Genomic DNA, 26,665 nt, shown 5'->3' on the forward strand with positions numbered 1-26,665 from the left:
CAGGATGGCAATGACGATTGAAGTGGCACTAAAAAATAATGTTCTTATTATGAAGCCGGCATATGCGCCAGCTACATTTAAGGCTTTTCGTCGCAAATCTGAACAGCTGAATAAATGGATTGGTAGGCAGATTATCTCTGATGTGACCGCAACCGACATGGGCCTCTTTTTGGCTAGGTTGCATCAGGAATATAGTAACAAAACTGTAAATCACTATCTCTCAATCTTGCGGCAGATATTCACTCGGGCTGTGGACGATAGGCTGATTGCCATGAGTCCGATACAAAATATAAAAACGTGTAAAACATCTTCCAACGATCCCGATCCATTTTTACAGCATGAGATCCAGGCTCTGAGGAGTTGCGAGGAGCATTATCCGATTGAGGTGGCATTAATCACCCTGGGAATCGGTACTGGGCTGCGAATTAGCGAACTCATGGCTCTTACTGTCGAGTCAATTGATCTGAATAAGCAGCAGCTGTTTATCGATTTAGCGCTGGTGGATAAGGAATTTAAAATCCCAAAAACCAGGGAGTCAAAACGGGTCATTGAACTGTGTGGCTGGACTCTGAGCGCAGCCAAAACACTGGTTGAGTATGCCCATCAAAGACAACCTCAGTTAATTACTGTATTACAAGCGGACAATAAAAAATCTTTACAGATGTATAGAACCTTATTGGCGTATTCGCAGGAAGAAGATCGGCCCTATGTCTCTGTTGACGATTTTCGGGGGGCATTTTTTAGGCCCTATTGTGAACGAGTAGCTGTACGCTATCGAGGGCCTAGCCAATTCCGCCACACCTATGCGAGTCAGATGCTCACTGCGGGCGTCTCTGTAGAGCGGATTGCCCGTAAAATGGGGCTAACCAGTACCGCCATGATATATAGGCACTACGGGAAATGGATTGTAGAGGATGCACCTGATTATGATGCCGTTGAGGATACTGTGCTGGACCGCTGTTTTAATGGTTTTACGAAACTGGAACCAGCTACGATAGCTAAATCCGACGAGTCTCATCAGTGTTATGGTTCAGACACTGCGTCTATAGACGATAGTGATTCGAGAATACACGATATTTCCGTTAATAGCTCATCTACATTACATATGGATGATAGGCGGATGGCAGCTATACATAAATTGAGCCAGCGATGGGGAGTAGACAAAAACAATATATTCTTATAGGTCAAGTGGTTTTATTTAACTAACAACAAATCCACGATATAATACTGTATGCAATAATTCAATTATTGTAGTGATACCGTTCACTATCATTTTACGATAAACGTTACGTGAGGTGTTATCCTATATGGCTGGCGCTCATAACTGTTGCGTTAAGATAATAGATTTAAATAGGGGCCGAAAAGAGCCCTAGGAGATATATGACTACCAAAAAGACTGAGTTTGAGTATACGAAGCTGGCTGAATTTTTTTACCAACGCCTTGAAAATAGGGCGATACCACTCACGGCAAAAAATATTTCTAATGAATTGCTAGCCTGTGCACCAGATTACCGACCAGGGTATTGGCGGAGACTGCGATGTGCTCTGGCATATCACCAGAATATGCTGGGCTATGTTGATGCTGCCGAGCGTATTCGGAGGGCGAAAAACCCTGTGACTGCACATGGTAGTAATTTATCAAAAAAATCCAGACAGCCCCGCGCGAGGGCGATCAATCAGGCAGATGAGGATGCTCTGAAATCATATTTTAACCAGCGTGGTGACATTAGTATGGTTTCTGCCATCCTCATTTTTAAAAACGCAGGTATTAGACCCGCAGAGCTTTCAGGTCTGAGAGTGGATGGAAATCGGCTTATTGTGACGGGCGCTAAAAAAAGCCATAGCGGACAACGGGGGGCAGACCGCACTTTACTGTTGGATGGCATCGATTCTGGCCTGCTCAGATATTGTGTCATGCAGGCGAAACGAGTAGACATTGGTGTGATGCAGGACAGGCTGCGGGCTGCTGGTAAAAAACTATGGCCTAGGCGTAGGGCTCTACCCACATTTTATAGCTGGCGTCACCAGCTCGGCTCTGAGCTCAAAGGTTCCGGAATGGACCGCCAACGTATTGCATATTTGATGGGCCATCAGGCCACTGGCTCTGTTGACCGTTATGGCAATAGGAAATTGGCTAGAGGTGGGCGACTGCCTAGCTGCCCTGCTGATGCCGATTTAAGCGGAATTCGTATGACTCACAGTCAGCTATCAGCGGATAATACACATTATATCAAGCCTGAGTCTCCAGTAATAAATCAGGTCAATAATAATTCTGTGGGGAATAGAGGATTGGCCGCATTCATACGCAGAGGGAAAAATGAATCCAGTGGGAATGATTTATCATAGTCAAAAAACTCAGGGCGAATTATCTAAATGCAATCATTTTAAAATGGGAGGAAGTTGACAATACACAACATGGTAATGCCGACTGCCACACACGTAAGTACGAGGCGTGATACCACGTAAGAACGCGTTTTAAAACCATACTTACGCGCACAAAAGTGCGTAAGTATGTGGATGGGTCGAGGCACGAGACCGGAACCCCGTAGAGAGCTTGCGAACGGAGTGGGTGGAGAATCCATTTTTATGGATGGCATGAAGCGGGAAATATGGAATGACATCGGAACCATATGTGTGCCAAGGTGACATCTGACGAAGTATGAGGAAGATCAACCTTGACACATATATTGGTGACGGTCATCCATATTTATAGCGCAATGCCATTCATAAAAACTTTTTAGATTTAATTGAATTGGCTGGCTAATGTATTAGCGGCTCATGAAATTAATAAGTAGAAAATAATAAGGGTTCATATATAACAACAATCAGGCGATAACGCCCAGGATAACAAAAAATGAAAAACAATAAAAATACAACAGTTGAGCATGATATTCCGTCATATGACGGTCAGAACGATGGTGTTGCCACAGAGCAGGTTCAGCAGGCTGTTAGGTCAGTGATGCAGGGTGAACTGCTGACTCTGCCGGACATGGGCCCTACTGGCCGCCCTATCAAGACCAGTGCAAATCTGTGCGCCCTGATTCGATTTCAGGCATGGTTGCCGCGCTACAACCTGATGACGGGTGAGCCGGAACTGGCGGGGGCTGATGGTGAGCGCCTGGGGGGCTCTGAGGCGGGCCAGCGATCTGCGCTGGTTGATGCCTGCCAGCTGGCAGGTGTGCCGGATGCCGCAATTGATGAGCACCTGATCGCGATTTGTGAGCGCCACAGTTATCACCCTGTGCGTCACTGGCTCGAACGTGGAGCCCCGTGGGACGGGATACCGCGCATCGATGCGGTGATTGCTACCCTCAATGCTGCAAATCCTGCCTATGCGAGTGCGGTGCTACATGCATGGCTGGTTGGGTGTGTTGCTGCGCTCTATCAACCACGTTGGAATTCAAAACTGGTGCCCGTGCTGGCGGGGGCACAGTCCTATCGAAAAAGCGCCTGGGTGAGTCGTTTGGCTGCCGTGGTGCCAGGTTCGACCCTCGATTGCTCCATTAATCCAGACAAGCCGGATGACGTGCGCCGTGCGGTGTCAGCGTGGATTGTGGAACTGGCTGAGTTGGAAAGTACGACGAAGCATGAGTCTGGCTCGCTCAAAGCGTTCCTAACCAGGGAGAGCGACTGTTTCCGCCTGCCCTATGCCCGTAGCATGACAATCAAAAAGCGCCAGACGTCATTCATTGCCACGGTTAATGGATCAGATTTCCTCAGAGACCCAACAGGGAGCGCCCGATTTGCGGTTATCGAACTGGCCGCAGCGGCTGATGTTGATCGCTTGAATGCGATCTTGGGTTGGAGCTGGAATGCGGGCCGCCTTTCCCAGACTGATCCTGAGCAACTGCGCCAGTTCTGGCTAGAGGTGCTAGCTCTTTATGAGTCTGGCGTGTCGTGGTTCCTAGATGATGCGACCGCTGCACAGGCCGCATCGGCAAACGATGCTCACACCGACAAGGGCCCATTGTATGAATTGATAGCTCATCACTACCTGTCGAGCGAGCATTCCAATTTTGAATGGCTCATCGCAAGCGAACTGTGTACCAGGCACGGTGAGAAATTGAGCGCAGCTGGGGCCTGGGGTAAAGCTCTCAGGCAGCATGCGAATGATGGAAACATCGAGAGCAGGAAAGGGCGCTCAAACCAAACTCAGTACCGTTTGCCCATTGTTAACCCAAAAATGATGGGCAAAATCGACAAGAAATGACGTTCAAGCCCTGCCGATAAGGTGGGGCTTTTTTCTGCCCGCCTGTTGGATGCTGATGATTAAGTGGTTAAGCGCCGGTTAAGTGGGTTTTCGCGCTTCTTAACCAGCCTCAAACCTTCGCCATTACTGGCATTCGGTGAATTTTGGTTAATTGATTAAGTAATTTTTATATAAAAAGTCATTGAGTAAATATGCATGGGCTCCTCAAATGCTCACAACGCTTTGCGGCAACGGTGCTTAACCACCTAACCATCATTGCATCAAACGCTGTCATAGCAAGGCTCAGGGGTTGATTAAGAGGGGTTTGACTGGCTTAACCAGTGCCTAATCACAACAACCTATCACACACCATAAAGATTTCCGATCACCATTATACCGAGAGCCCAGCAGGCATATTGGGAATTGACGCTGCACAACCTAATGGTCGTCGGTGCTGATTTTCTTATTGCCGTTGAATACTCAACGGCAGATTAGCCACATTGGCACCCAGTATCCTTGTTTGGGTGTATCAGACCGCTCGATCCATTCCAGACAGCAGAGTCATACATTGACAATATTCGTTTGAGTAGTGATATGGCTCATGTTCATGGTGATAACACCATGGTAATATTGAAAAAATCATGAAGCAGCGCCCAAATGACTACGGCGATACTCATCCCCTGATAGTGCTGTCAGTTGGGTGCGGTAGCCATCCCAATGTGGAGCAGAGCTACAACAAGCCGGACGGGAGGGTTGTGACTCAAATGAGTTACAATTTGAACTCATTGGGGCAGATCTAACGTGGTTTGACGCCGGTATAGCTTTACTAGCATGAGTGCAATAGGAAACCCGGCAAGAGCCAGCCTGTTGCCTTGCCGCGCCCAGGGCCGTACATGCGGAATACGCTGAATGTGAATCTTTCCAAGATTACCTGAGTAAGAGGAATAATGATGAAAGTTTTGAATGAAATTTTGGCAATTATAAAGGAACATCCGCAGACCAAATCCAGCGGGGTGCTGGCTGCCGCGCTGGCATCCGCTTGCAACGCAGGCTACGCAGTATCACTGCTAGATGTGTCTGCTAGCCTTGACGATAACGGTAAAAGATTGGTTGACCGGCTTGCTCGAATTACTCAGGAGCCTGATTACTCGAACGGTGCGCAGGATGAGGCTCTCTACCAACTACGTGCGCTCGGGTTCATCCACGGATCGAGTAAAGAATGAAATCATACATGAACATAGCATGGCATGGCATTGTTGAGCAAAAACATCCTTTACTGATGTCGAGTACCTGTATCCCCCCGGATGAACATCAAGTGCGTGACTTTATGAGGGGTGATCAAAGCATGATCATTATTGGTAATAGTAGACGCGACAACAGGACACTCTTGGCAACCTCAGAGCATCAGTCTAATGCCATCAGCCTAGCCAGTGAAAATCAATAATACAAGGAGTTTATATTATGCCATTACCATTTATCTTAGGAGCAGCTGCAATCGCAGCAGCAGGATTTGGTGCAAAAAAGGGTTATGATGGATATCAGGATAAATCATTAGCGAATGATATACTCGAGGAAGCTCGTTCAAAATATGAAAAAGCAAAAGGCTCGTTCGATACCATCAATAATGAAACAACTACTGGTCTTGAGCAGCTCGGTTCTCTACAATTAAAAATAGGCTCTGATTTTAAAGAGTTTCGCAAACTATCAAAAGAAATTCTTGCCAAAATCAATTCCGCAAATAATAAAGACGTAGAGTTTACGTTACCAAAACATAAATTGGTGAAAATAGATGAGCTAGCCATGTCAACAACCGCATATCTAGGTAAGATTGCTGGTGCTGGTGTTGGCGGTGCAGCTGCGGCATATGCCGTATATGGTGGAGTAATGGCATTGGCGGCCGCTTCTACCGGTACTCCGATTGCAGCTCTCTCAGGTGCGGCTGCTTATAATGCTGCCATGGCAGCAATAGGTGGAGGTTCACTAGCTGCCGGTGGTTTTGGTATGGCGGGGGGCGCAATGGTATTAGGGTCTGTGGTCGCAGCCCCCATCATAGCTATTGCTGGTTGGGCTTATGCCGCCCACGCTGAAGAAGCGTTAAAGGATGCTCGTTCTACTCGTGATGAAGCAAATGCTGCCGTGGACAAACTCGAGCGAGCCAAAATACAGCTTAAAAAAACCTCTATTTATGTGGATAAAATCCATCGCCATACTAATAACCTCTATCAACAGTTTACGCCATATTTTGATATGCTTAAGTATATTAACAATCAAATTATAACCCGAGGGGCTATAGGTGATCTGAAAGAAGAGGCCTTGCAAATCATTGAAAATGGTATGCAGTTAGCCTCTATCCTGACTGATATTATTACTACTCCACTGTTCAAGCCGAAAATGGATAATAAAGGCAAGATTATCATGGACAAAAATAATATCCCTCAATTTGATACGGATGCCAATGGCATGCAGATATTGAATGAAGATGCAATAAATTCAGCATTAACTTTAAAATAGTTAAAAATAGCAGCGATGCTATCGTTACATCGCTGCTTTTTTCTATAGGTAAGACTATGAATAATGCACAAAGTATAGAGTTTGACTTTACCTCTGAGCTTCACACGCAAGTTGTAAAAAGCTTAGTCACATCCTTTGGTTTGGATTTTTTGCTGCTGGAAGATAAGAAAGGCGGTAACATCGATACCATCCATAATGTCAGACAACGGCAGCGTGGGGAGACCGATATCCATGTCTCAGATGATTTTAAAATATCATATGAGAACAAAGGTGAATATCGGCCAATAAAAAAGAATGAGCACGGCGACACCATTTTTTCTAAAAATAGCAAAGCTAAAAGAGAGGATATTTATCGCTCTGATGACAACTACAGAGCTCGTGGTGCTCAGGATAAAATTTTGCATAAAGATGGTCAACTCTATGATATATATAGAGGCGACACTATGCGACAGAATGAAGATCGCCAATTGGATCATGTTATCTCTGCCCATGAGGTACATCACGATGCAGGGAGAGTTCTAGCAGGGGTGGATGGCGTCGCGCTAGCCAATCAAGATTCTAATCTCATTTCTACACACTATTACATCAATAATATCAAACGAGAGCACTCGGTAGAAAAATTCGTCAATGAAATTGTCCCACAAAAGATAGAATCAACCAAAGACAATATTCATAAAATTAAAGCACGGTTAGATAAGATCCCTATTGATAGTCCAGAGAATCGACATAAGAGACGAGAGCTAGAGGCTGAAATTAACAGTGCTGAGCAAAAAATTGCTACGCTGGAGAGCATTGATACACAAAAAATGCTGGCAGCAGATAAGGTTGCACGCAAAAATTATGATCACCACATAAATATAGCATACTATACCAGTAGCAAATTCCTTACTAATACTGCGTGCGCATCAATAAACACCGGTGTGCGTATGGGTATGAGAGAAACGCTTGGTATCGTGCTGGCCGAAGTATGGTTCGAGTTAAAAGAGCAGTTTCCTGTTATTTTTCATAAGAATAAACATAACTTCACGTTAAGATCGTTCATGACAGATATTGGTAATATACTGAAAAATATCTGGCAGCGGGTAACCGATAAATTTAAAGACTTGCTGATCACCTTTAAAGACAGTGCCGTGGGTGGCATCCTTTCCAGCATAACAAATACACTTATAAATATTTTCACTACCACAGGTAAGACTCTTGGTAAATTTATTCGTGAAATGTGGGGCACTATGGTAAATGTTGCCAAATTGGTGTTTTTCAATCCACAAAATCTTGAGTTGGGAGATCTGACGCGTGAAGTGCTGCGCTTAATCTCCATGGGAGTTTCACTGTCGCTCGGTGTAGTATTAAATCAACATCTGATCACGGTGATGACATTTCCATTCGGCACGGAAATAGCTGCTTTCTTGAGCGCCATGGCAACAGGGATCATGACCGTTGGTATGACCTACTTCCTCGATCACAGTGAATTGATGAAAAAGGTTTGGAGTTTCTTAAATCAATTTAAGAGCCACTACAAGCGAACTCTGGAGCAATTCCAAACAATCAATTACAAATTGGACATGTATCTCGCCGAGTTGGCAAGACTAGACTTCAATATGGATGTTAACGAGTTACAAGCGTTCACAGATGCACTGTCTGTCACCAATAGCGAATATGAGCGTGGTCTTATTCTTCATGCAGAGATTATCAAACGAAATATTGATCTGCCATTTGAGCCTGGCAATTCCGAAAGTACCCGTAGTTGGCTAAAGAGCTTATGCTAAAATCGTTGAAATCTTTCCCATGTAATCAATGTGGCCTGTGTTGCCGCAATGTTGGCATGAGTGAAGTTACCGCCTATCTGGATGCGGGAAATGGGGTGTGTCGTCATTTTGATGACACTACCCATCTTTGTACCATTTATCATGTTCGGCCATTGATATGTAGGGTTGAAGATTATTATCATGCGAATTTGTCTCATCAGATAACATGGGCGGATTTTGTTGTTATAAATGAAGAAATCTGTAAAAACTTACAAGAACATGGTGTTCCATGGGGGAAGTAGTGAGTTTATTCTTATCAACGTGATGAGTTGCTGAATAAAGAATTCTTCCACTGACTGGTTGCAAATTTAGCTCTCGCCAGATGCTTGAAGGGGGTATTCCTTTGTCTTCACCTTTCTGTGTAACGACCGAATTAGCTGATGTAGATAAAAATTCGATCATATGTATCGTTTAAACACTACATTCAGAATTATAAACTCTAGTTTTTAAACGCACTATACGTTTGTAGCGTGACAAATCAGGGTGAGAGCGTGAGTTGCTGAAATGTTCACTTAACCATGTATCTTCTGAGTTGCAAGGGTAATTTATGTGCATATTTCATACAGGCTAATAGTGAGTATGCGATGTCAAATTTTCCGATAATTTGTAAAATTACCTATATAGACATGAAAATAAACAAAGATATTCTCATGATCTCGCCTTGTGTGATCCTGCGTGCTCAAGGTCTGTTTTCACTAAAGCTTCGCTGATAATAAAGCCATAAGGTTTTATTATCTAACGATCACAGTAATTGAATCCCCCCCTGATGATGAAAGAGGCAATAGGGAAATATTATACTTCGGCAGTATCAATCCAATAGCCTTATTGCACTCAGTTCCTGCATCCACCGCACTTAAGCTCCGCCCCTTATGTGACTGGCCGTACCAACTCTGCTTCATACATCAACGGCATGAATATTGCTTGGACTGCGCCACGAACGATGAATCTATGCCTGTCACTGCGTGACTTCATGCTGTGGATTGTAAGCTCTGTTTGAAAGTGATCTTGACTGGCTAGGTCTGTAACTGTCTTGGATCCGGTATCTGTCATGCTCAGTGATGGCCAGAAGAAGGAGACCTTTATTGGAGTGAATCGAAATATTAAATATAATTGATGTTGTCACAAAATCGTGGCACGATATTACTTGCTTTTAACTATAACTGGTTGATTCACAACGATTTAGTGAGTGATTTCGAGGGTTCGAATCCCTCCCTCACCGCCAAATTGCAAAGCCCTGATGGAAACATCAGGGCTTTTGTTTTATGGCGCAATCCCGAGCGGTTGTCAGCATAGGACTGCAAATCCTCATTGTTGATCGCCCAGCATCTGGCTGAACCTCTTGGGCAATCGTAGTGAAAAGCCTCGGTTACTTTGACGCCACGGCCAACCCATTGGTCGATCCTTTTAAAGTTTCCACCCGATTCAGTAAAAGGGCCTCTCGCAAGAGAGGCCCTTTTCATTGTTCGCTGATTTGCCCTGCTCGGTACTTGAAAGGCATTCCGTGGTGATACGGGTTAATGCTCAACAGTCAGTGGATCCGGGGGCAGGTTCAGATGCTTGGTGATGGCCTGATAGAGCTGGGGGTAGTTATCGTCAAAATGGTGTCCTCCCGGCAGGGTGATGCTGGTGACGTTGGGTTGGTTGAGACGGGGGCAGAGGCGGTCGTCGTCATCATCATCGGCACCTTGCAGGCAGACCATCGGCAGATCCCGGATGGTTTTCACCTGCGGTTCGGTCGGATAGCTGCGCGCCTTGTGGGTCAGCATGTCGCTGACGTGGATCTCGAAGTCCGAGCTGGTGGAGGGGGAGAGCATCACGGCCCCGACCAGCCCCTGACGATAGTGCTCCGGCAACCGGTTGATGACGAAGGGGACAATCTCGGCACCAAACGAGAAGCCGACCAGCAGCCAGCGGGGACGCTGCCAGCGAGTCTGGTAATCATCGAGGATCCGTTCCAGATCGGCGGTCACCTGCTCCGGGGTTTTCTTCTTCCAGTAATAGGTGAGGGAGCTCCAGCCCACGACCGGCATGTCGTGCAGCTGAAACTGGGCGCTCAGCCCCTTGTCGAGAGCCGCCCAGCCACCATCGCCGCTGAGAAAGATCACCATGGGGGCGTCGGATGGCTGCTTGACCGGCAGCTCAATCAGGCTCAGGTCATCCTTGACCGGGGCGGCGTGCGCCGCAAAAGATGCAACGGGCAGTACGAGACTGAGTAACAGCAATATCAGGGCTCTCATTGGCCATGCTCCTATTTCTTGATCAGCCCCAGCGGGCCGCGATTAATCAGGGTGATCAGGTGAGTCAGGGTTCTGGGCAGTACCAGCTTGCTGCTGCAGAGCAGGTAGCGGGGTTCCCAGCGGGGCGAAAATTTCTCCTTGTAGCGTCTGAGCCCCCGAAAGTTGTAAAAACGGCTGCCACGCACAAACAGGGTATTGCCAAGGCGGGCCCAGTAGCTGTTGAGCGGGTGATCGTTGAAGCCGGACATGGGGGCCATCCCCAGATTGAAGCTGGCGTACCCTTGCACCTTGCCCCACAGCAGCAGTTCGACAAAGAGAAAATCCATGATGGGGGCGGTGCCGGTATCCAGGCTGTAGCGCATCAGATCGATGGAGAGCATCTCCTTGTTATCGCTCACCCAGAGATTGGCAAAGCCGACGATCTGTCCCTCGTGCCACACCAGCGCAGCTGGGCTCAAGGTCAGGTAGTCAGGCTCGAAACGGCCGACCGAGAAGCCCTTTTCCTTGCCCATCTTGCTCTGCAGCCAGGTGTCGGAGACGGTCTGCAATCTGGGCAGCAGGGGGGCCACGGCACTTGCCTCGAACACCTCGAAGGTCAATCCTTCCCGTTTGCCCTTGGCGTGGCTCTGGCGCAGGTTGCGCAGCCGGCTGCCCGCCAGATCGAAGGTGGCCAGATCGACCATCGCCTCTTCACCAAGCTTGAAGGGGATCAGCCCCAGCTCCAGATAGAGCGGCAGATAGCGGGCCGAGACCTGATAAAAGACCGGATTGGCGTCGTGCTCGTCGCACCGCTCGCGAAATTGCCAGAGCAGCTCTTCGATCTGCTCGGGGCGACCGACCGGATCCCCCATCACAATCCAGCTGCTGCCCTCGATGCCATACATCAGGAAGGCGTCGCCTGCGGGGTGGAACAGTAGGGACTTGTCCTGCAACTGGGCCAGATAGCCTTGGATCCCCCCTTCACGCACCACCAGTTCGTGGGCGCGAGCAAGCGCCTCCTTGTCCGGCTTTTCACCGACTACGCGCAGCGGTGCAAGCAACTGGGCAACCCCGGCCAAGGCCAGCACGGCCACCACGCTCCCCATGGCGCGCAGGCCGCGGGCCGCCCCGCTATGGGGCGAGAAGTGGAACCAGAGGGCGTGGTCATACTCCACCTGACGGTAGGAGAAGAGCAGCAGCCACAGCGCCCCCAGCAGCACGGCGCCGACCGAAATGAGCCAGCCCGGGGTGTACTGGGGATAGAGCAGCGACCCCTTGCGATAGAAGAGGGAGCGGCAGGGGGTCATGATCAGCAGTAAGCTGCCGAGCAGCAGGGCTGACTCCCAGTCCCCCCCCTTGAGCAGGGAGAAGGCGATCCCCAGAGCCAGCAGCAGCTGGGTGATGCGAAACGCGGCGTCGTGACGGCGATAGAGGCTGCGAGCCAGCAGGATCAGGAGGATACCGCTCACGCTGCCGAGCACGTGGGAGAGCTCGAGCAGATGGAGCGGTAACACCTGCAGCCACACTTCGATGTGGCTGCGCATAGTCGGGATCATCCCCGAGCAGAGCAGCAGGCTGCCGGCGGCGAAGGTGCCCATGCTGATAAGGGCAGGCAGAAATTCGCGCACTGCGCTCATCAGCCCCTGTAGCCGCTGCCAGCGCGCTTTTTGTTGCAACATCTCCTGGCTGGTAAAAAGCAGCAGGGCGCAGAGGAAAGGCAGTAGGTAATAGATGCAGCGGTAGAGCAGCAGCGAGGCGAGCAGCTTGTCGGCTGGCAGGTAGTGAGCCAGCAACAGGCTCATGCTCGCTTCGAACACCCCAATCCCGCCCGGCACGTGGGCCAGCACCCCGAGGAAGCTGGCCAGCACGAAGGCACTGAGCAGCACGGGGTAGGGGACGCTATCTGCAGGCAACAGCACAAACAGCACTGCGGCGGCGGCCATCCAGTCGGCCAGCGCGACCAACAGTTGCAACAGACGTATCCGAAAGCCCGGCAGGGTCAGGGTGTGTTTCCGCCAGGAGAGACGGTGTGTAGGCCAGCAGAGGTAGCTGGCCACCAACAGCAGAGCCATCATGCCCGCCAGCCTGAGCAGGGTATCTGCCCACTGCGGCCAGTTAGGCAGCAGCTGTGATACATCGCAGGTCAGTAGGGCGCCACCTCCCCACGCCAGCAGGCCGAGGAAAAAGGTGATGGAGCAGAACAGCACCACTCGGGCTACCTCACCGGTCGCCAGACCGAGAGCTGAGTAGAGCCGATAGCGTACCGAGGTGCCGGTCAGCAGGGCAAATCCCAGGGTGTTGGAGAAGGTGTAGGCGATAAAGGAGGTGATGCTGACCTGTTGCCAGGGAAGGCGCTTGCCCAGCGCATGGAGCGCCAGCATGTCATAGCTGCAGAGGCAACCATAACTGAGCAGGGTCAGCAACAGGGCGCCCGCCAGTCGCAGCAGGGGTTGGGACCAGATGGTCACACGAATATCGTGCCAGTGCCATGCCTGAGTCAGGTGATACAGCACGGTCAGTGCGGTGCCGAGCAGCAGCAAGCTGCACAAGGGGCCTAGCCATTTAAGCAGATGACGCCACATGCCATGTTCCTGTGGTCATTGACCGTTTCCCGCAAAGGGGGAGCCGGGTCGTGGATCCGGTTTGGACGAGGGAGGCTCTCGTCAGGAAAATTTCGGGAAGAGATGGAAAGGGAGGCGTCAGCCTCCCTCTGTGTTATCCAGTGACCGGTTGGATCACTTGGTTTTCGGCGCGACTTTGACGGCAGGAGTCTTGGCGTGGGTGGTTTTATGGTGTTTTTTCACCACCTTGGTCTGGGTCGCCTGCGGTGCGGCTGTCTTGGTCGGGGTGGCCGCCATGGTGAAACCGGAAGTGAGGGCGAAGACGGCTGCCAGGGTCAGAGGAATGATCTTTTTCATGTTCAATTTCCTTATTCGGGTTGATGTTATGGAGCGTTCTCCATGACAGTCATCCTATGACGGTTGCGGCGGCCCTTCAGTGAGCGGTTGGTGACGGTTTGTATCCAAATGTACAGGCAGGGTGAGGCAGAAGCGGGCGCCGTGGTCACTGGCCAGCAGCGCCACATCGCCCCCGTGATGACGGGCAATGCTGCGCACGATGGCCAGTCCCAACCCGGTGCCGCCGGTGCGACGATCCCGACTCTGATCAAGACGCACGAACGGCTCAAAGATCTGGGGCGCCAGCGCCGGATCGATCCCCGGTCCATCGTCGCTCACCTCTAGCAGATAGTTCTCCTGTAGCCGCGAGATGGAGAGGGTAACCTCGCTCTCGGCGTAGCGCAGAGCATTGCCGATGAGGTTCTCCACCGCGCGCGTCAGCAGACGCTGATCGCCGCACCAGGGCATATGACGTGGTGGCAGATCGAGGGTGAGCTTCTTTTCGGGGGCCAGCGCTTGCCAGTCGCCGAGATGCGCTTGTGCCCAGTGGCTGAGCTCCAGCTCGTCGCGCTGCAACGGCAGCTCCGGCCTGTCCAGCTTGGCGTAGGTGAGCATCTCTTCGATCAGAGCGTCCAGCGCTCCCAGATCTCGCTCCAGCGCCTGCTGCTCCTGCTCGGCAGGGGCAGGATCGAGCATGGCAAGCCGATAGCGCAACCGGACCAGCGGGGTGCGCAACTCGTGGGCGATGGCATCGGTCAGTTGCTTGCGGCTGGCAATCATGGCCTGCAATTGGGTCGCCATTTGATCGAAGGTGCGTCCCACCCGGGCCAGGCTGCTGCCCGGTGGCAGATTGGTTCGGCAGGAGAGATCCCCATCGCCCACGCGACGTGCGGTTTGCTCCAACTGCTGCAATCCCTGCCAGTGGGGGCGCAACCAGAGCAGAATGGGCAGGCCGAGGGATAGGCCGATCACCAGCAGCAGCCCCACATCGACCCAGTGCAGCTCGTGCAGGTAGGAGAGGTAGGGTACAGGGCCGACAATCAGCACCTGGTCGGTCTCGGGGATGCGCTGCAGGAAGGTGTCATCCTCCTCGACGATGACAATGTTGCCGGCAGCCAGAAAGGCCTGATCCTCGCTGGCCAGCGGCTGGTGCACCAGCTCGCCGATCTTGAGGGGGAGGGTAAACTGGCTGCTCTGCTCGGCCAGCCGATCGGTCCAGCGCTCTGGCGGGGTTCTTGCCAACTCGCCGGTCAACAGGCCAAGAGAGCCCTGCATCATGCGTTCGAGATAGCGATCACCCGCCCGTTCGGCGGTCACCTGATAGACCACGCCCACCAGCAGGATGGCCAGGGTGAAGCAGCTGATCAGCAACAGATAGAACTGGATAAAGAGACGGCGCATGGCGGTGCTCCCGAAAGAGGGTTATTCCCAGGCGTGGGGGACGAAGAGGTAGCCTTTCTGGCGCACCGTCTTGATCCGGGTCGGGTTGTCAGGGTTATCACTCAGTTTGCGGCGCAGGCGGGAGATGGCCACATCCATGCTGCGATCCTGACCGTCGTACTCCCGGCCGCGCAAGCTGCGAAAGAGGGCTTCCCGACTCAAGATTTGGCCCGCGTGGCAGGCGAGCTCCCACAGCAGATCAAAGTCGGCGGTCGAGAGAGCAATGCTCTCGCCGTCGAGCCGCACATCTCGCCCCGGGCCATCCACCCGCAGCCGACCAAATTGCAGCTGCTGGGGAACGCAGCTGGTGGCGGCCGGTTGGGTTGATGCTTGCTGGTGCTGGCGAAACTGCACCCTCAGTCTGGCCAGTAGCACGGGGGGCGGGGTGGTTTTAAGGATGTAGTCGTTGGCGCCCAGCTCCAGACTCAGGATCTGGTTCATGTCGCTATCCAGCGAGGTGAGCATTACGATGGGGCCGTCGAAGCGCGGCCGCAGATCCCGACAGAGGGACATGCCATCCTGCCCCGGCAACATGATATCGAGCAGCACCAGATCGGGCTGTTCGGCCTCGACCCGAGCCAGCGCCATATCCCCTCTGGGCTCGAGGATCACGTCCATATCGTGGCGACCGAGCCAACTGCTGATGAGTTGGCCAATCTCGGGATCATCTTCGACAAAAAGAATGCGTTGCATAGAAAAGCTCCAACGGAAAGCAGGAGAGAAGAAGAGCGATCAGCATATCAATGGCGCTTGGGAAATACAGAAAAAGAACCGGGCAGGCTGATGTGTGGGGGAGAGTGGCTGTGTGTATCGATGAGGAGTCGCGAATCGTGACAAATGGGCGGAGCCGCGTTTATCGATCTGGAGGATGATGGCCTTGCAGACAAGGCATGGCACAGTCGAGCGCAAAACAAAAAACCGGCCAAGGCCGGTTTTTCGCGGAGCAGACCAGAAGGTCACTGCACCAAGTAGATGGACATCACCTTACGGCGATTATCGACAGAATAATGGGGTGGCTGATGGGGCTCGAACCCACGACAACCGGAATCACAATCCGGGACTCTACCAACTGAGCTACAGCCACCACTGAAATTTTCATCAACGCTCGCCAATCCAGAAGGATTGGGGAACATCAATGGCGCGCCCTGCAGGATTCGAACCTGCGACCCACGGCTTAGAAGGCCGTTGCTCTATCCAACTGAGCTAAGGGCGCTTTGTATCAACACGTCTTAAGGACGAGTCGATGAACATGGTCGGTGATAAAGGATTCGAACCTTTGACCCTCTGGTCCCAAACCAGATGCGCTACCGGACTGCGCTAATCACCGAAAATCCCTGACCAGCATATCGACATGAGTCGTACTGGGCAACGGGCGGGCATCATAGCCAAGCGTAAGGGCCAGCGTCAACGACTTTTTCCCCCAGTAAATTCAAGTGCCTACTTATTGCCCGCTACAGGTCTGGCGTGCGTCTGCCGCTAACATCCCGGCTAAAAAAATGCGACAATGCGCGGCAGTTGAACACATGGTGAGTGGAGAACGATGTCTGCCAAAATCATAGATGGAAAACAGGTTGCGCAAACGATTCGCAGCCAGGTCGCGGCGCAAGTCCAACAGCGGTTGGCGGCAGGGAAACGGGCTCCTGGGCTGGCAGTCATTCTGGTGGGGGCGGATCCAGCCTCTCAGGTCTATGTCGGCAGCAAACGTCGGGCGTGCGAGGAGGTGGGTTTTCTCTCCCGCTCCTATGATCTGAGTGCAACCGCCAGTCAGGAAGAGCTGCTGGCGCTGATCGACCAGTTGAATGCGGATAGCCACGTAGATGGCATTCTGGTTCAGCTGCCGTTGCCGGATCACTTTGATACCACTCAGGTGCTGGAGCGGATCCAGCCTGACAAGGATGTAGATGGATTTCACCCGTATAACGTCGGTCGTCTGGCCCAACGTATTCCGGCGCTGCGCCCCTGCACTCCGAAAGGGATCATGACACTGATCGAGACCACCGGCGTGAAGACACATGGTCTGCATGCGGTCGTGGTGGGAGCGTCCAACATAGTGGGGCGTCCCATGACTCTCGAATTGCTGCTGGCAGGCTGCACAACTACGACCTGTCACCGCTTTACCCGGGATCTGGAAGATCAGGTACGCCGTGCCGATCTGCTGGTTGTTGCGGTCGGCAAGCCCAACTTCATACTTGGCGAGTGGATCAAACCGGGAGCACTGGTAATTGATGTGGGTATCAATCGCCTGGCTGATGGCTCGCTGGTTGGGGATGTGGAGTTTGAGACGGCGCGCAGCCATGCCTCTTTCATTACTCCGGTACCCGGTGGCGTGGGCCCGATGACGGTCGCCAGCCTGATGGAAAATACCCTGATCGCCTGTAGTGAATATCACGACTGATCATGGCTGTTGATAACCCTGTGATCCCGTGAGGAGGCAGGGTTCTCCAGAAATCTGACAATAAAAAACCGGTTGCTCAGAGAGGAACCGGTTTTTTATTTATCCAACGGGTGTTATTTACATATTTTGTGCTTCGTTTGGCACAATCACAGAGGCGTGATTTCCTTTTGGCCCCTGTTGCAGTTCAAAATTGACAGCCTGACCCGCTTTCAGGGTCTTGTAGCCCTCCATTTGAATCGTGGAGTAGTGAGCGAATATATCCTCACCGCCCCCTTCCGGACAGATAAACCCAAATCCTTTTGCGTTGTTAAACCACTTAACTGTGCCGGTTGCCATACTTCTACATCCTTTTATTGATTACCCAGAAGTCGTTGAGTAACCTGCGCCAGCCCTTTATAACTAGGGACATGGGCCCATAGCAGACGGGCACAGATTAGCAAGTAACCAATCTAGTCTAACTTTTGAGCGAGTCAAGAAGTTGTTAACAGCTGATGTGATCTGGTTAACAAGTCTATTGACAACCTTGTGTTAGACGGTAGTAATCTAGAGGTACCAAAGCGCGATTATGAGCAAGCAGAAAGAACTCTTTGCTAATGAAGAGATTGCAGAAGCAGAGAAAACAAAGCTGCAGCCGCCACCCATGTATAAAGTTGTGTTGAACAACGATGACTACACCCCGATGGAGTTCGTGGTGGAGGTGCTGCAAAAGTTCTTTGGTATGGATTTGGACAAGGCGACTCAGGTCATGCTGAGTGTGCATTATAGTGGTAAGGGTGTCTGCGGCATGTTTACCGCAGAGATCGCCGAAACCAAGGTTGTCCAGGTCAACACCTATGCACGTAACAACGAACATCCACTGCTCTGTACTATGGAAAAGGCTTGAATCTGATGACTTGATGGCGAGTGTGACACCACATTGTAGCTGTACTAGGGGAGGTGCCTATGTTGAATAAAGATCTAGAAAAGACGCTGAACGAGGCTTTCAAACTGGCCCGTGACGAGCGCCACGAATTCATGACCGTCGAGCACCTGTTGTTAGCCCTTCTGGATAACAGTTCAGCCCATGAGGCGCTGAGCTCCTGTGGTGCCGATGTCGAGCAGATGCGCAAGGAGATCCGCGCATTTATCACCCAAACTACTCCGCTCATACCGCGCGATGATGAAGATCGTGAAACCCAGCCGACACTGGGCTTCCAGCGCGTGTTGCAGCGTGCCGTCTTCCATGTGCAATCCTCTGGCAATACCGAAGTAAGCGGCGCCAACGTGCTGGTCGCTATCTTCAGTGAGCAGGAGTCACAAGCTGCCTATTTCCTGAAAAAAGCCGAGATCAGCCGTCTCGACGTCGTCAATTTCCTCTCCCACGGGGTGCGCAAGGACAGCAAGCCGGATCTCGGCAGCAATAACAATCCCGAGTCTGATGATGATGTTTCGGCCGCACAGATCGAGAGCTTTGCCACCAACCTGAACCAGCTGGTGCTGGAAGGGCGCATCGATCCGCTGATTGGCCGTGATCAGGAGCTCAATCGTACCATTCAGGTGCTCTGCCGCCGTCGCAAGAACAACCCGCTGCTGGTGGGTGAAGCCGGCGTGGGGAAAACCGCCATTGCCGAAGGGTTGGCCTATCGCATCGTCAAGGGGGATGTGCCCGAGGTGATTGCGGGCAGTACCATCTATTCGCTGGATATGGGTTCTCTTCTGGCGGGCACTAAATACCGTGGTGATTTCGAGAAGCGCCTCAAGGTACTGCTCAAGCAGATTGAGCGTCAGGAAGGGGCCATCCTCTTTATCGACGAGATCCATACCATCATTGGTGCCGGTGCGGCATCCGGTGGTCAGCTGGATGCGGCCAACCTGATCAAACCGCTGCTCTCCAATGGTTTGCTCCGTTGTGTGGGATCCACCACTTATCAGGAGTACGCCCAGATCTTCGAGAAAGACCGTGCGCTGGCCCGTCGCTTCCAGAAGATCGATATTGTCGAGCCGACTATCGATGACACCACTCGCATCCTGATGGGGCTCAAGAGTCGCTATGAAGCTCACCACGGCGTGCGCTATACCGCCAAGGCGATCCGTGCAGCTGCCGAGCTCTCTGCCAAGTACATCAATGATCGTCACTTGCCCGACAAGGCGATCGACGTGATCGACGAAGCGGGTGCCGGTCAGCGGTTGCTGCCGGCGAGCAAGCGCAAGAAAGTGATCAATGTGCAGGAAATTGAGTCCATCGTAGCCAAGATAGCCCGTATTCCGGAGAAATCAGTTTCTTCCTCGGATAAAGAGGTGCTGAAGAACTTGGAGCGCAATCTGAAGATGGTGGTCTTTGGTCAGGATAAAGCCATCGAGGTGCTGACCGATGCGATTCGCCTCTCTCGTTCAGGACTTGGCAACGAGCGTCGTCCGGTTGGTTGCTTCCTGTTTGCCGGTCCTACCGGTGTTGGTAAAACAGAGGTGACCCAGCAGTTGGGCAAGGCATTGGGTGTCGAGATGCTGCGCTTTGATATGTCCGAGTACATGGAACGTCACACCGTCTCACGTCTGATTGGTGCGCCTCCCGGCTATGTTGGTTTTGAGCAGGGGGGGCTGCTGACCGATGCGGTGATCAAGCATCCTCATTCCGTCGTGTTGCTTGACGAAATTGAGAAAGCTCACCCGGACGTATTCAATCTGCTGTTGCAGGTGATGGACAACGGCACCTTGACCGATAACAACGGGCGCAAGGCGGATTTCCGTAACGTCATTTTGGTGATGACTACCAACGCTGGTGTGCAGGAGACCCAGCGCAAGTCGATTGGCTTCCAGCAGCAGGATCTGAGCCACGATGCTATGGCGGTGATCAACAAGACCTTCAGTCCGGAGTTCCGTAACCGGCTTGATCACACCATCTGGTTCAACCATCTCGATATGACGGTGATCCATCAGGTGGTCGACAAGTTCATTGTCGAATTGCAGGTTCAACTGGATGCGAAGGGCGTTTCTCTCGAGGTGTCCGAGCGTGCCCGCCACTGGTTGGCGGAGAAGGGGTATGACAGAGCCATGGGTGCCAGACCGATGGGTCGGGTAATCCAGGAGCACCTCAAGAAGCCCCTGGCCAACGAGATCCTGTTCGGTTCACTGGTTGACGGGGGGATAGTGAAGGTTGAGTTGGTAAATGACAGCCTCAGCTTTGATTTTCAGGTCAATGTTGAAGCTGTTTCCCACTAAGCGTCAGTGATCAGAAAACGACAAAAAACCCCAACCGAAAGGTTGGGGTTTTTTGCTGAATTCCTGGCTTAGCGAGAGCGGAAAACAATACGTCCCTTGGAGAGATCGTAGGGAGTCAGTGCTACCGTTACTTTGTCTCCAGTCAGGATACGAATGTAGTTTTTGCGCATCTTGCCTGAAATATGAGCGATAACCACGTGACCATTCTCCAGTTCCACACGGAACATGGTATTGGGCAGGGTTTCGAGAATAGTGCCCTGCATCTCAATACTGTCTTCTTTAGCCATTGAATCCTCTTGATAAGCCACAACAAAAAACCGCTGGATCATGCCGGATTTAAGGCTATGTGTAAAGTTTACTCGGGCTTGGTGTCGATATTTTTCCATTCCCCCTGAATTAACAGCTCATGAGGGAGGTAATTGCGCTTGTAATTCATCTTGCGACACGCCTCTACCAGATAGCCAAGATAGAGCCAGCTTCGCCCTGTTCGCTTGGCCAGATCGAGCTGGCAGAGGATGGCAAAGGTGCCCAGGGAGCGATCGGCATAATCCGGATCGAAGAAGGTGTACATAGCGCTCAAGGAGTGGGGTAGCAGGTCTGTGGTGGCCACGCCGATAAGACGGCCCTCCTTGCGCATTTCCAAATAGAGTGGCGGCATCCAGTCACAATGGAGAAACCCGCGATACTGGCTGCGGTTGGGGGGATACATGCTGCCATCGTGATGGCGTTCGCGGATATAGCGTTCGTAGAGCAGGTAATACTCGGGTTTGTCATCATAGCTCAGGACGATTTCGATATCCCTGTTGAGCTGGCGGATCCGTTTCTGGCCACGGCTGGGACGAAAGCGTTCGCTGTGAATACGAAGGGACTGGCAGGCATGGCACGCCGGGCAGTGGGGGCGATAGATGTCGTTGCCACTGCGGCGAAAACCGGCAGTCAACAATCGCTCGTAACCGTTGGCGTTGAGCAGATTGTGATCCATCAGCACCAGCAACTGCTCCTGTTCATGGTCCAGATAACTGCAGGGATGCTTGGGAGTCAGCCCTACTTTAAGGATCACTTCTTCTGTCATAGGCTGATCTCCCCCTCTTGCCAGCAGGAAGCCAACAGTGGTTGATGGCCAAGGCGCGCCAGCTCGGCCAGAAAACGGGCCCTTGGCCATTCCTCGATACCCAGGGTCGCCAGAAACGGGTTCTGCATCTGGCAATCGATGAGGGCGCCGCGATGGCGTGCGAAGTGGCGACAGAGTGCCACCATGGCAAGTTTGGCGCCGTTATCAATCCGGCTGAACATGGATTCACCGCAAAACAGTCGGCCGATAGATAGGCCATACAGTCCCGCTTGCAGCTCTCCCTCCTGCCAGATCTCGATAGAGTGGGCATGACCCAGTTGGTGCAACTGCTGGTAGGCCTCGATCATGGGTTGGCTGATCCAGGTGCCATCGGCAGTGCGACGAGGGGCGGCGCAGGCGGTAATGACTTCATTAAAGGCGCGATTGACGGAAATATCGAATGGGGTACGGCGGATAATCTTCTGCAGTGTCCGCCCCACATGGAGTTGGTCGGGACGGATCACTCCGCGGGGATCCGGTGACCACCACAGGGTCGGCTGGTGGGGTTCATTCCACGGGAAGATCCCCTTGTGATAAGCTGCCAGCAATCTGGCCGGGGAGAGATCCCCGCCGATCGCCAGCAAGCCGTTGGGCTCTTCCAGCGCATGGCTGGGGTTGGGAAACCAGCAAAGCTCATCATCCAGTTGGGTAAGATAGCGAGACATAAGGCAACGAGGTTCATAGATGAAGGCCATTATCCTGATAGTATCCAGCTTGCTCTGCTTTGTCACGGCGCCCGCCGGGGCGGAGGTCTACCAGCGCAATACCGCGCGGCCGGTCAATCAGGTGGTGTTTGGTCAGGTCGAAACGGTGCGCAATATTACCCAGCGCCAGATCCTGGAGTCCGAGCACTCTGGCTGGAAGACGCTGGGTGGTGCCGTGTTGGGCGGCCTGCTGGGGAACCAGTTTGGCGGCGGTCATGGCCGTGAAATCGCCACCGCCGTCGGCGCGCTCGCGGGGGCTGCAGCTGCCCAGCAATACCAGTCCGGGGGAACCGTGGTGGAAAACAAGCTGGTGGAGCTGCTGATCCGCAACGAGCAAAATGCCCTTATCAACGTGATCCAGGATTATGATCCCGCCATGGTCTTTACCAATGGGGATAAGGTGCGCATTCTCTACTTCGATGATGGGGTGCGGGTCGACAAGACTTACTGACTTTCGATAGTCATTGTGATGGGGAGACTGTGGCAGGAAAGGAACCCGCAGACTCTCCTGCCGGAAAGTCTGTCGGGCGGTAATACACGGGACTGATGCCCTGAGGATTCAGATAGCTGTCTCTTGAGAGACTATCTTGTCGCGACCGGTGTTCTTTGCCTGATAGAGCAGCCGATCCGCTACGCTCAGCGCCTCGTCCATGGATATCCGCCTGACGCTGATCACGCCGTAACTGGCGCGAACAAAGAGCGGGGTTTCCGGTGACAAGGGTTGCTGGCGCAGCTGCTGACGCAGCCCTTCAAGACGCTTGATCAACACAGGGACGGTACAGTGAGGCACCATCATGGCAAACTCCTCTCCGCCAAACCGGGCGATCATGGCATCGGGGAAGAACTGGGTCAGTAGCCGGGTCAGATGACAGAGCAGTTGATCGCCGATGGCATGGCCCCAGTGATCGTTGACCTGCTTGAAGTGATCCACATCGAGCACACATAGTGCAAGAGGCGTCTGCTGGCGCTGATGTTCTTCAAACCATTTTTGCCCTTCGTTGAACCAGTAGCGCCGGTTGTAGAGACCGGTCAGGTAGTCACGATTGGCTGACTCCTGAATGCTGTTGAACTGCTCGAGCGCTTCCAGATTGTGGCTGACCCGACACTGCAGCTCTTCCGGTTCGAACGGCTGGTTGAGAAAGTCGTTGGCGCCCTGCTTGAGATAGCGAGCAGAGAGACCGCGCTTGTCCGAGACCGAGATCCCGATAATCGCGAGCTGCTGCTTGCTGTAACGCTCTCTCAGCATCCGCACCAGACTGATGCCATCGATATCCGGCATATAGTAGTCGACCAGTGCCAGCCGGATGCCCGGGTGTTGCTCCAGCATCGCCATCGCTTCACGGGCATGACTGGCCTCATGCACCTGCAACAACTGCTTGCGCAACTGGGCCATGGTGCGGTGACGGGAGGTGCGTGAGTCATCGACCACTAGCACTTCGATGGACTGGTTGAGATAGAGGCGGTGCACCAGACTGACGGCATATTGCAGCGAGTGGCGCGAATCCTTCATCACATAGTCCAGCACGCCGGTTTCCAGCCAGGCGGCACGTTTATCCTCGCTGATGTCGGCAGTGAGGATCACCACCGGCAAACCTCGAGCCAGCAGCTCGTTGACCGCTTCGCCACGGGGCGCATCCGGCAAGGTCAAGTCCACCAGCGCGACCACATACTCCTCGCCCCGACAGTGACGGGCACCTTCGAGGGTATCGAAGGCGTCAATCTCGAGGCCAGTTTGCTGGGCAATAGCCTGAGTCAGCATACGGCGGATGGTCAGGCTATCTTCGACAATCAATATCTTCTGTTTCATTAGACTCCTTTAAATAAAAAAGGCATACCGACTGGTATGCCTTATATCACAACTGCGCTTGTTTATTGCGCGTCGAGGTAGCGTTCGGCATCGAGGGCTGCCATGCAGCCGGTACCGGCAGAGGTGATCGCCTGACGGTAGTTGTGGTCGGCCACATCGCCGGCAGCGAAGACACCTTCAATGCTGGTCTGGGTGGCAAAACCGTCGAGGCCGCCACGTACCTTCAGATAGCCGTTTTGCATCTCCAGCTGGCCATCGAAGATCTGGGTATTGGGCTGGTGGCCGATGGCGATGAAGACGCCCATCAGCGGCAGCTCGCTGGTGCTGTGGTTCTGAGTGTTGCGCAGGCGCACACCGGTGACCCCCATCTGATCGCCCAGCACTTCGTCCAGGGTCTGGTGGGTGTGCAGCACGATGTTGCCGCTCGCAACCTTGTCGTGCAGACGCTTGATCAGGATCTTCTCGGCACGGAACTCGTCGCGGCGGTGGATCAGATGCACCTTCTTGGCGATGTTGGCCAGATACAAAGCCTCTTCAACAGCGGTGTTGCCGCCGCCGATCACCGCCACTTCCTGATTGCGGTAGAAGAAACCGTCACAGGTGGCACAGGCAGAGACGCCGCGACCCTTGAAGGCCTCTTCGGAGGGCAGGCCCAGATACTTGGCGGAGGCGCCGGTCGCGATGATCAGGGCATCGCAGGTGTATTCGCCGTTGTCGCCCTTGAGACGGAACGGGCGCTGAGTCAGTTCGACACTGTTGATGTGATCAAACAGGATGCGGGTATCGAACTTCTCTGCATGCTCTTTCATGCGCTCCATCAGGGCAGGGCCGGTCAGGCCTTCCGGATCACCTGGCCAGTTTTCTACTTCGGTGGTGGTGGTCAGCTGACCCCCTTGCTGCATGCCGGTGATGAGCAGGGGATTGAGGTTGGCGCGGGCGGCGTAGACGGCCGCGGTGTAACCGGCCGGGCCTGACCCTAAGATCAGCAATTTGCTGTGAGTGACTTGGCTCATGATGTCATTTCCGGGATGTGATGAGTTTGCGCGATTGTAGGTAATTCGTGATCCGGGGTCAAAGGCTGGTGAGTCGATTGCACTAATCGTGTTCACAAGGGGTGACATGCAAAATAAAGGAATAAAAAAACCGCCCATCGCGGGCGGATTTTCACTCATCTCCAACTGGCGCAGGCCAGAGCAGATCAGTTCAGCAGGGTCAGGGGATCCGTGTAGGCAAGGCCATGTGCCACGGCCACTTCCTTGCAGGTGAGCTTGCCCTCCATCACGTTGAGCCCGTGCAGCAGGTTGGGATCGCTCAGCAGTGCCTGACGATACCCTTGCTGGGCCAGCTTGATGATAAAGGGGAGGGTGGCATTGTTGAGCGCCACGGTCGAGGTGCGGGCCACCGCCCCCGGCATGTTGGCGACACAGTAGTGCACCACCTCATCGACAATATAGGTCGGATCCTGGTGGGTGGTGGCGTGGGAGGTTTCCACACAGCCGCCCTGATCGATGGCCACATCGACGATGGCAGAACCCGGCTTCATGCGCGCAATGTGGTCACGGCGGACAAGTTTTGGCGCAGTGGCACCCGGTACCAGCACGCCGCCGATGACCAGATCGGCCGCCAGCAGATGGCGCTCCAGCGTCTCGCTGTTGGAGTAGACCACCTTGGCTGCTCCCTGGAACTCGTTATCAAGACGACGCAAGGTATCGATGTTGTTGTCGAGGATGGTCACATCCGCGCGCAGGCCAATGGCCATGCGGGCTGCATTGGAGCCGACCACGCCGCCGCCGATGATCACCACCTTGGCCGGTTCGACACCGGGTACGCCGCCGAGCAGCACACCGCTACCACCGCGCGATTTTTCCAGCGCCTGGGCACCCGCCTGAATAGACATGCGTCCGGCCACTTCCGACATGGGGGCCAGCAGGGGCAGGCCGCCACGGCCGTCGGTGACGGTTTCATAGGCGATACAGATGGCGCCGCTTTTCAGCAGGGCTTCGGTCTGGGGCAAGTCTGGCGCCAGATGCAGATAGGTGAACAGGGTCTGACCCGGACGCAGCATGGCACATTCGACAGGCTGAGGTTCCTTGACCTTGACGATCATCTCGGCTTTGGCGAAAACCTCTGCTGCAGAGGCCAAAATTTCGGCTCCAACAGCGATATAATCTGCATCGCTGAAGCCAATGCCGTTTCCGGCACCGCTTTGGACGAAAACAGTATGGTTTCGTGCTGTCAGTTCACGTACACTGGCCGGAACCATGCCTACGCGGTATTCATGGTTTTTTATCTCTTTAGGTACACCGATAATCATGCTATCCCTCGTCTATCGATTGGTGTTTCATGTTGCCAAAATGTTAACCAACATTTGCGCCTAGTATATTCAGGTATT

The 26,665-nt window shown here is 52.9% G+C and carries 23 protein-coding genes and 3 tRNA genes; 11 read left to right on the forward strand and 15 right to left on the reverse strand.

From position 1 onward, the window contains the following. Positions 1–10: 10 nt before the first annotated feature. From ACTG19_RS00165 to ACTG19_RS00195, 7 genes are all read left to right on the forward strand, one after another. A complete protein-coding gene (locus ACTG19_RS00165) occupies positions 11–1,183 on the forward strand; it encodes a tyrosine-type recombinase/integrase (RefSeq protein WP_227656665.1) in 1,173 nt (390 codons plus the stop codon). Positions 1,184–1,380: 197 nt separating this feature from the next. Continuing rightward, positions 1,381–2,346: a site-specific integrase gene (locus tag ACTG19_RS00170; RefSeq protein ID WP_149153970.1), complete on the forward strand. Its 966-nt coding sequence runs from the start codon at positions 1,381–1,383 to the stop codon at positions 2,344–2,346. A 508-nt stretch (positions 2,347–2,854) separates the two neighbouring features. Next, entirely contained in the window at positions 2,855–4,210 is a 1,356-nt protein-coding gene (locus ACTG19_RS00175) for a VapE domain-containing protein (protein ID WP_102948324.1), read from the forward strand. A 926-nt stretch (positions 4,211–5,136) separates the two neighbouring features. Further along, the gene (locus ACTG19_RS00180; protein ID WP_234923751.1) at positions 5,137–5,412 is read left to right on the forward strand and encodes a hypothetical protein; all 276 of its coding nucleotides are present in this window, start codon (positions 5,137–5,139) and stop codon (positions 5,410–5,412) included. Between the two features lie 238 nt (positions 5,413–5,650). Beyond that, positions 5,651–6,700 carry a chemotaxis protein gene (locus tag ACTG19_RS00185; RefSeq protein WP_149153952.1) on the forward strand — a complete coding sequence of 350 codons (1,050 nt, stop codon included), beginning with the start codon at positions 5,651–5,653 and terminating at the stop codon, positions 6,698–6,700. 56 nt (positions 6,701–6,756) lie between these two features. Further along, positions 6,757–8,466, forward strand: coding sequence for a hypothetical protein (locus tag ACTG19_RS00190; protein ID WP_201975651.1), 1,710 nt, complete (start codon positions 6,757–6,759; stop codon positions 8,464–8,466). Then, positions 8,460–8,747 carry a YkgJ family cysteine cluster protein gene (locus ACTG19_RS00195; protein ID WP_149153902.1) on the forward strand — a complete coding sequence of 96 codons (288 nt, stop codon included), beginning with the start codon at positions 8,460–8,462 and terminating at the stop codon, positions 8,745–8,747. Before ACTG19_RS00190 ends, ACTG19_RS00195 begins: the two co-directional genes overlap by 7 nt. A 1,272-nt stretch (positions 8,748–10,019) precedes the next feature. On the opposite strand, the gene ACTG19_RS00200 is transcribed toward ACTG19_RS00195, so the two are convergent. The 8 genes from ACTG19_RS00200 to ACTG19_RS00235 form a co-directional block, all read right to left on the reverse strand. Continuing rightward, on the reverse strand, positions 10,020–10,742 hold the full coding sequence (locus ACTG19_RS00200; RefSeq protein ID WP_439988550.1) for an AcvB/VirJ family lysyl-phosphatidylglycerol hydrolase: 723 nt from the start codon (positions 10,740–10,742) through the stop codon (positions 10,020–10,022). Between the two features lie 11 nt (positions 10,743–10,753). Further along, positions 10,754–13,303 (reverse strand): bifunctional lysylphosphatidylglycerol flippase/synthetase MprF, encoded by a 2,550-nt coding sequence (mprF, locus tag ACTG19_RS00205; protein ID WP_439988551.1) that lies wholly within the window; start codon positions 13,301–13,303, stop codon positions 10,754–10,756. 153 nt (positions 13,304–13,456) lie between these two features. After that, positions 13,457–13,639 carry a hypothetical protein gene (locus tag ACTG19_RS00210; protein WP_439830913.1) on the reverse strand — a complete coding sequence of 61 codons (183 nt, stop codon included), beginning with the start codon at positions 13,637–13,639 and terminating at the stop codon, positions 13,457–13,459. Between the two features lie 54 nt (positions 13,640–13,693). Further along, positions 13,694–15,019 (reverse strand): two-component system sensor histidine kinase RstB, encoded by a 1,326-nt coding sequence (gene rstB / locus ACTG19_RS00215; protein ID WP_439988552.1) that lies wholly within the window; start codon positions 15,017–15,019, stop codon positions 13,694–13,696. A 21-nt stretch (positions 15,020–15,040) separates the two neighbouring features. Further along, positions 15,041–15,751, reverse strand: coding sequence for a two-component system response regulator RstA (rstA, locus tag ACTG19_RS00220; RefSeq protein ID WP_439988553.1), 711 nt, complete (start codon positions 15,749–15,751; stop codon positions 15,041–15,043). Positions 15,752–16,066: 315 nt separating this feature from the next. Next, positions 16,067–16,142, reverse strand: a tRNA-His gene (locus tag ACTG19_RS00225). 52 nt (positions 16,143–16,194) lie between these two features. Then, positions 16,195–16,271 (reverse strand) — tRNA-Arg (locus ACTG19_RS00230). Positions 16,272–16,308: 37 nt separating this feature from the next. Further along, positions 16,309–16,385 (reverse strand) — tRNA-Pro (locus ACTG19_RS00235). A 213-nt stretch (positions 16,386–16,598) separates the two neighbouring features. Between ACTG19_RS00235 and folD the strand changes: the two genes are divergently transcribed. Continuing rightward, entirely contained in the window at positions 16,599–17,453 is an 855-nt protein-coding gene (gene folD, locus ACTG19_RS00240) for a bifunctional methylenetetrahydrofolate dehydrogenase/methenyltetrahydrofolate cyclohydrolase FolD (protein WP_439988554.1), read from the forward strand. Positions 17,454–17,570: 117 nt separating this feature from the next. Here the strand turns inward: folD and cspD are convergent, their stop codons facing one another. Continuing rightward, the gene (gene cspD, locus ACTG19_RS00245) at positions 17,571–17,789 is read right to left on the reverse strand and encodes a cold shock-like protein CspD (protein WP_005300025.1); all 219 of its coding nucleotides are present in this window, start codon (positions 17,787–17,789) and stop codon (positions 17,571–17,573) included. Positions 17,790–18,018: 229 nt separating this feature from the next. Between cspD and clpS the strand changes: the two genes are divergently transcribed. Further along, positions 18,019–18,336: an ATP-dependent Clp protease adapter ClpS gene (clpS, locus tag ACTG19_RS00250; RefSeq protein ID WP_005337111.1), complete on the forward strand. Its 318-nt coding sequence runs from the start codon at positions 18,019–18,021 to the stop codon at positions 18,334–18,336. A gap of 59 nt (positions 18,337–18,395) precedes the next feature. Further along, the gene (clpA, locus tag ACTG19_RS00255; RefSeq protein ID WP_005337110.1) at positions 18,396–20,651 is read left to right on the forward strand and encodes an ATP-dependent Clp protease ATP-binding subunit ClpA; all 2,256 of its coding nucleotides are present in this window, start codon (positions 18,396–18,398) and stop codon (positions 20,649–20,651) included. Between the two features lie 68 nt (positions 20,652–20,719). Here the strand turns inward: clpA and infA are convergent, their stop codons facing one another. The 3 genes from infA to aat form a co-directional block, all read right to left on the reverse strand. Continuing rightward, positions 20,720–20,938, reverse strand: a complete 219-nt coding sequence (gene infA, locus ACTG19_RS00260; protein ID WP_005300033.1) for a translation initiation factor IF-1 — start codon at positions 20,936–20,938, stop codon at positions 20,720–20,722. 68 nt (positions 20,939–21,006) lie between these two features. Then, positions 21,007–21,723: an arginyltransferase gene (locus ACTG19_RS00265; RefSeq protein ID WP_005337108.1), complete on the reverse strand. Its 717-nt coding sequence runs from the start codon at positions 21,721–21,723 to the stop codon at positions 21,007–21,009. Further along, positions 21,720–22,427 carry a leucyl/phenylalanyl-tRNA--protein transferase gene (aat, locus tag ACTG19_RS00270; protein WP_439988555.1) on the reverse strand — a complete coding sequence of 236 codons (708 nt, stop codon included), beginning with the start codon at positions 22,425–22,427 and terminating at the stop codon, positions 21,720–21,722. Before aat ends, ACTG19_RS00265 begins: the two co-directional genes overlap by 4 nt. Positions 22,428–22,446: 19 nt before the next feature. Between aat and ACTG19_RS00275 the strand changes: the two genes are divergently transcribed. Continuing rightward, positions 22,447–22,917: a glycine zipper 2TM domain-containing protein gene (locus ACTG19_RS00275; protein WP_058059142.1), complete on the forward strand. Its 471-nt coding sequence runs from the start codon at positions 22,447–22,449 to the stop codon at positions 22,915–22,917. 108 nt (positions 22,918–23,025) lie between these two features. Here the strand turns inward: ACTG19_RS00275 and ACTG19_RS00280 are convergent, their stop codons facing one another. The 3 genes from ACTG19_RS00280 to ald form a co-directional block, all read right to left on the reverse strand. After that, positions 23,026–24,273: a diguanylate cyclase gene (locus ACTG19_RS00280; RefSeq protein WP_439988556.1), complete on the reverse strand. Its 1,248-nt coding sequence runs from the start codon at positions 24,271–24,273 to the stop codon at positions 23,026–23,028. Positions 24,274–24,335: 62 nt separating this feature from the next. After that, positions 24,336–25,286: a thioredoxin-disulfide reductase gene (trxB, locus tag ACTG19_RS00285; protein WP_439988557.1), complete on the reverse strand. Its 951-nt coding sequence runs from the start codon at positions 25,284–25,286 to the stop codon at positions 24,336–24,338. Positions 25,287–25,471: 185 nt separating this feature from the next. After that, the gene (ald, locus tag ACTG19_RS00290; protein ID WP_076494667.1) at positions 25,472–26,587 is read right to left on the reverse strand and encodes an alanine dehydrogenase; all 1,116 of its coding nucleotides are present in this window, start codon (positions 26,585–26,587) and stop codon (positions 25,472–25,474) included. Positions 26,588–26,665 lie beyond the last annotated feature (78 nt).

The organism is Aeromonas sp. 3P (assembly GCF_051919745.1).
Classification (GTDB): Bacteria; Pseudomonadota; Gammaproteobacteria; order Enterobacterales; family Aeromonadaceae; genus Aeromonas; species Aeromonas veronii.

Excerpts from the sequence above, each read along its gene's own strand:
- ACTG19_RS00165 (WP_227656665.1), top strand. The coding sequence starts at position 11 with ATGACGATTGAAGTGGCACTAAAAAATAATGTTCTTATTATGAAGCCG.
- ACTG19_RS00170 (WP_149153970.1), top strand. The coding sequence starts at position 1,381 with ATGACTACCAAAAAGACTGAGTTTGAGTATACGAAGCTGGCTGAATTT.
- ACTG19_RS00175 (WP_102948324.1), top strand. The coding sequence starts at position 2,855 with ATGAAAAACAATAAAAATACAACAGTTGAGCATGATATTCCGTCATAT.
- ACTG19_RS00180 (WP_234923751.1), top strand. The coding sequence starts at position 5,137 with ATGATGAAAGTTTTGAATGAAATTTTGGCAATTATAAAGGAACATCCG.
- ACTG19_RS00185 (WP_149153952.1), top strand. The coding sequence starts at position 5,651 with ATGCCATTACCATTTATCTTAGGAGCAGCTGCAATCGCAGCAGCAGGA.
- ACTG19_RS00190 (WP_201975651.1), top strand. The coding sequence starts at position 6,757 with ATGAATAATGCACAAAGTATAGAGTTTGACTTTACCTCTGAGCTTCAC.
- ACTG19_RS00195 (WP_149153902.1), top strand. The coding sequence starts at position 8,460 with ATGCTAAAATCGTTGAAATCTTTCCCATGTAATCAATGTGGCCTGTGT.
- ACTG19_RS00200 (WP_439988550.1), bottom strand. The coding sequence starts at position 10,742 with ATGAGAGCCCTGATATTGCTGTTACTCAGTCTCGTACTGCCCGTTGCA.
- mprF (WP_439988551.1), bottom strand. The coding sequence starts at position 13,303 with ATGTGGCGTCATCTGCTTAAATGGCTAGGCCCCTTGTGCAGCTTGCTG.
- ACTG19_RS00210 (WP_439830913.1), bottom strand. The coding sequence starts at position 13,639 with ATGAAAAAGATCATTCCTCTGACCCTGGCAGCCGTCTTCGCCCTCACT.
- rstB (WP_439988552.1), bottom strand. The coding sequence starts at position 15,019 with ATGCGCCGTCTCTTTATCCAGTTCTATCTGTTGCTGATCAGCTGCTTC.
- rstA (WP_439988553.1), bottom strand. The coding sequence starts at position 15,751 with ATGCAACGCATTCTTTTTGTCGAAGATGATCCCGAGATTGGCCAACTC.
- folD (WP_439988554.1), top strand. The coding sequence starts at position 16,599 with ATGTCTGCCAAAATCATAGATGGAAAACAGGTTGCGCAAACGATTCGC.
- cspD (WP_005300025.1), bottom strand. The coding sequence starts at position 17,789 with ATGGCAACCGGCACAGTTAAGTGGTTTAACAACGCAAAAGGATTTGGG.
- clpS (WP_005337111.1), top strand. The coding sequence starts at position 18,019 with ATGAGCAAGCAGAAAGAACTCTTTGCTAATGAAGAGATTGCAGAAGCA.
- clpA (WP_005337110.1), top strand. The coding sequence starts at position 18,396 with ATGTTGAATAAAGATCTAGAAAAGACGCTGAACGAGGCTTTCAAACTG.
- infA (WP_005300033.1), bottom strand. The coding sequence starts at position 20,938 with ATGGCTAAAGAAGACAGTATTGAGATGCAGGGCACTATTCTCGAAACC.
- ACTG19_RS00265 (WP_005337108.1), bottom strand. The coding sequence starts at position 21,723 with ATGACAGAAGAAGTGATCCTTAAAGTAGGGCTGACTCCCAAGCATCCC.
- aat (WP_439988555.1), bottom strand. The coding sequence starts at position 22,427 with ATGTCTCGCTATCTTACCCAACTGGATGATGAGCTTTGCTGGTTTCCC.
- ACTG19_RS00275 (WP_058059142.1), top strand. The coding sequence starts at position 22,447 with ATGAAGGCCATTATCCTGATAGTATCCAGCTTGCTCTGCTTTGTCACG.
- ACTG19_RS00280 (WP_439988556.1), bottom strand. The coding sequence starts at position 24,273 with ATGAAACAGAAGATATTGATTGTCGAAGATAGCCTGACCATCCGCCGT.
- trxB (WP_439988557.1), bottom strand. The coding sequence starts at position 25,286 with ATGAGCCAAGTCACTCACAGCAAATTGCTGATCTTAGGGTCAGGCCCG.
- ald (WP_076494667.1), bottom strand. The coding sequence starts at position 26,587 with ATGATTATCGGTGTACCTAAAGAGATAAAAAACCATGAATACCGCGTA.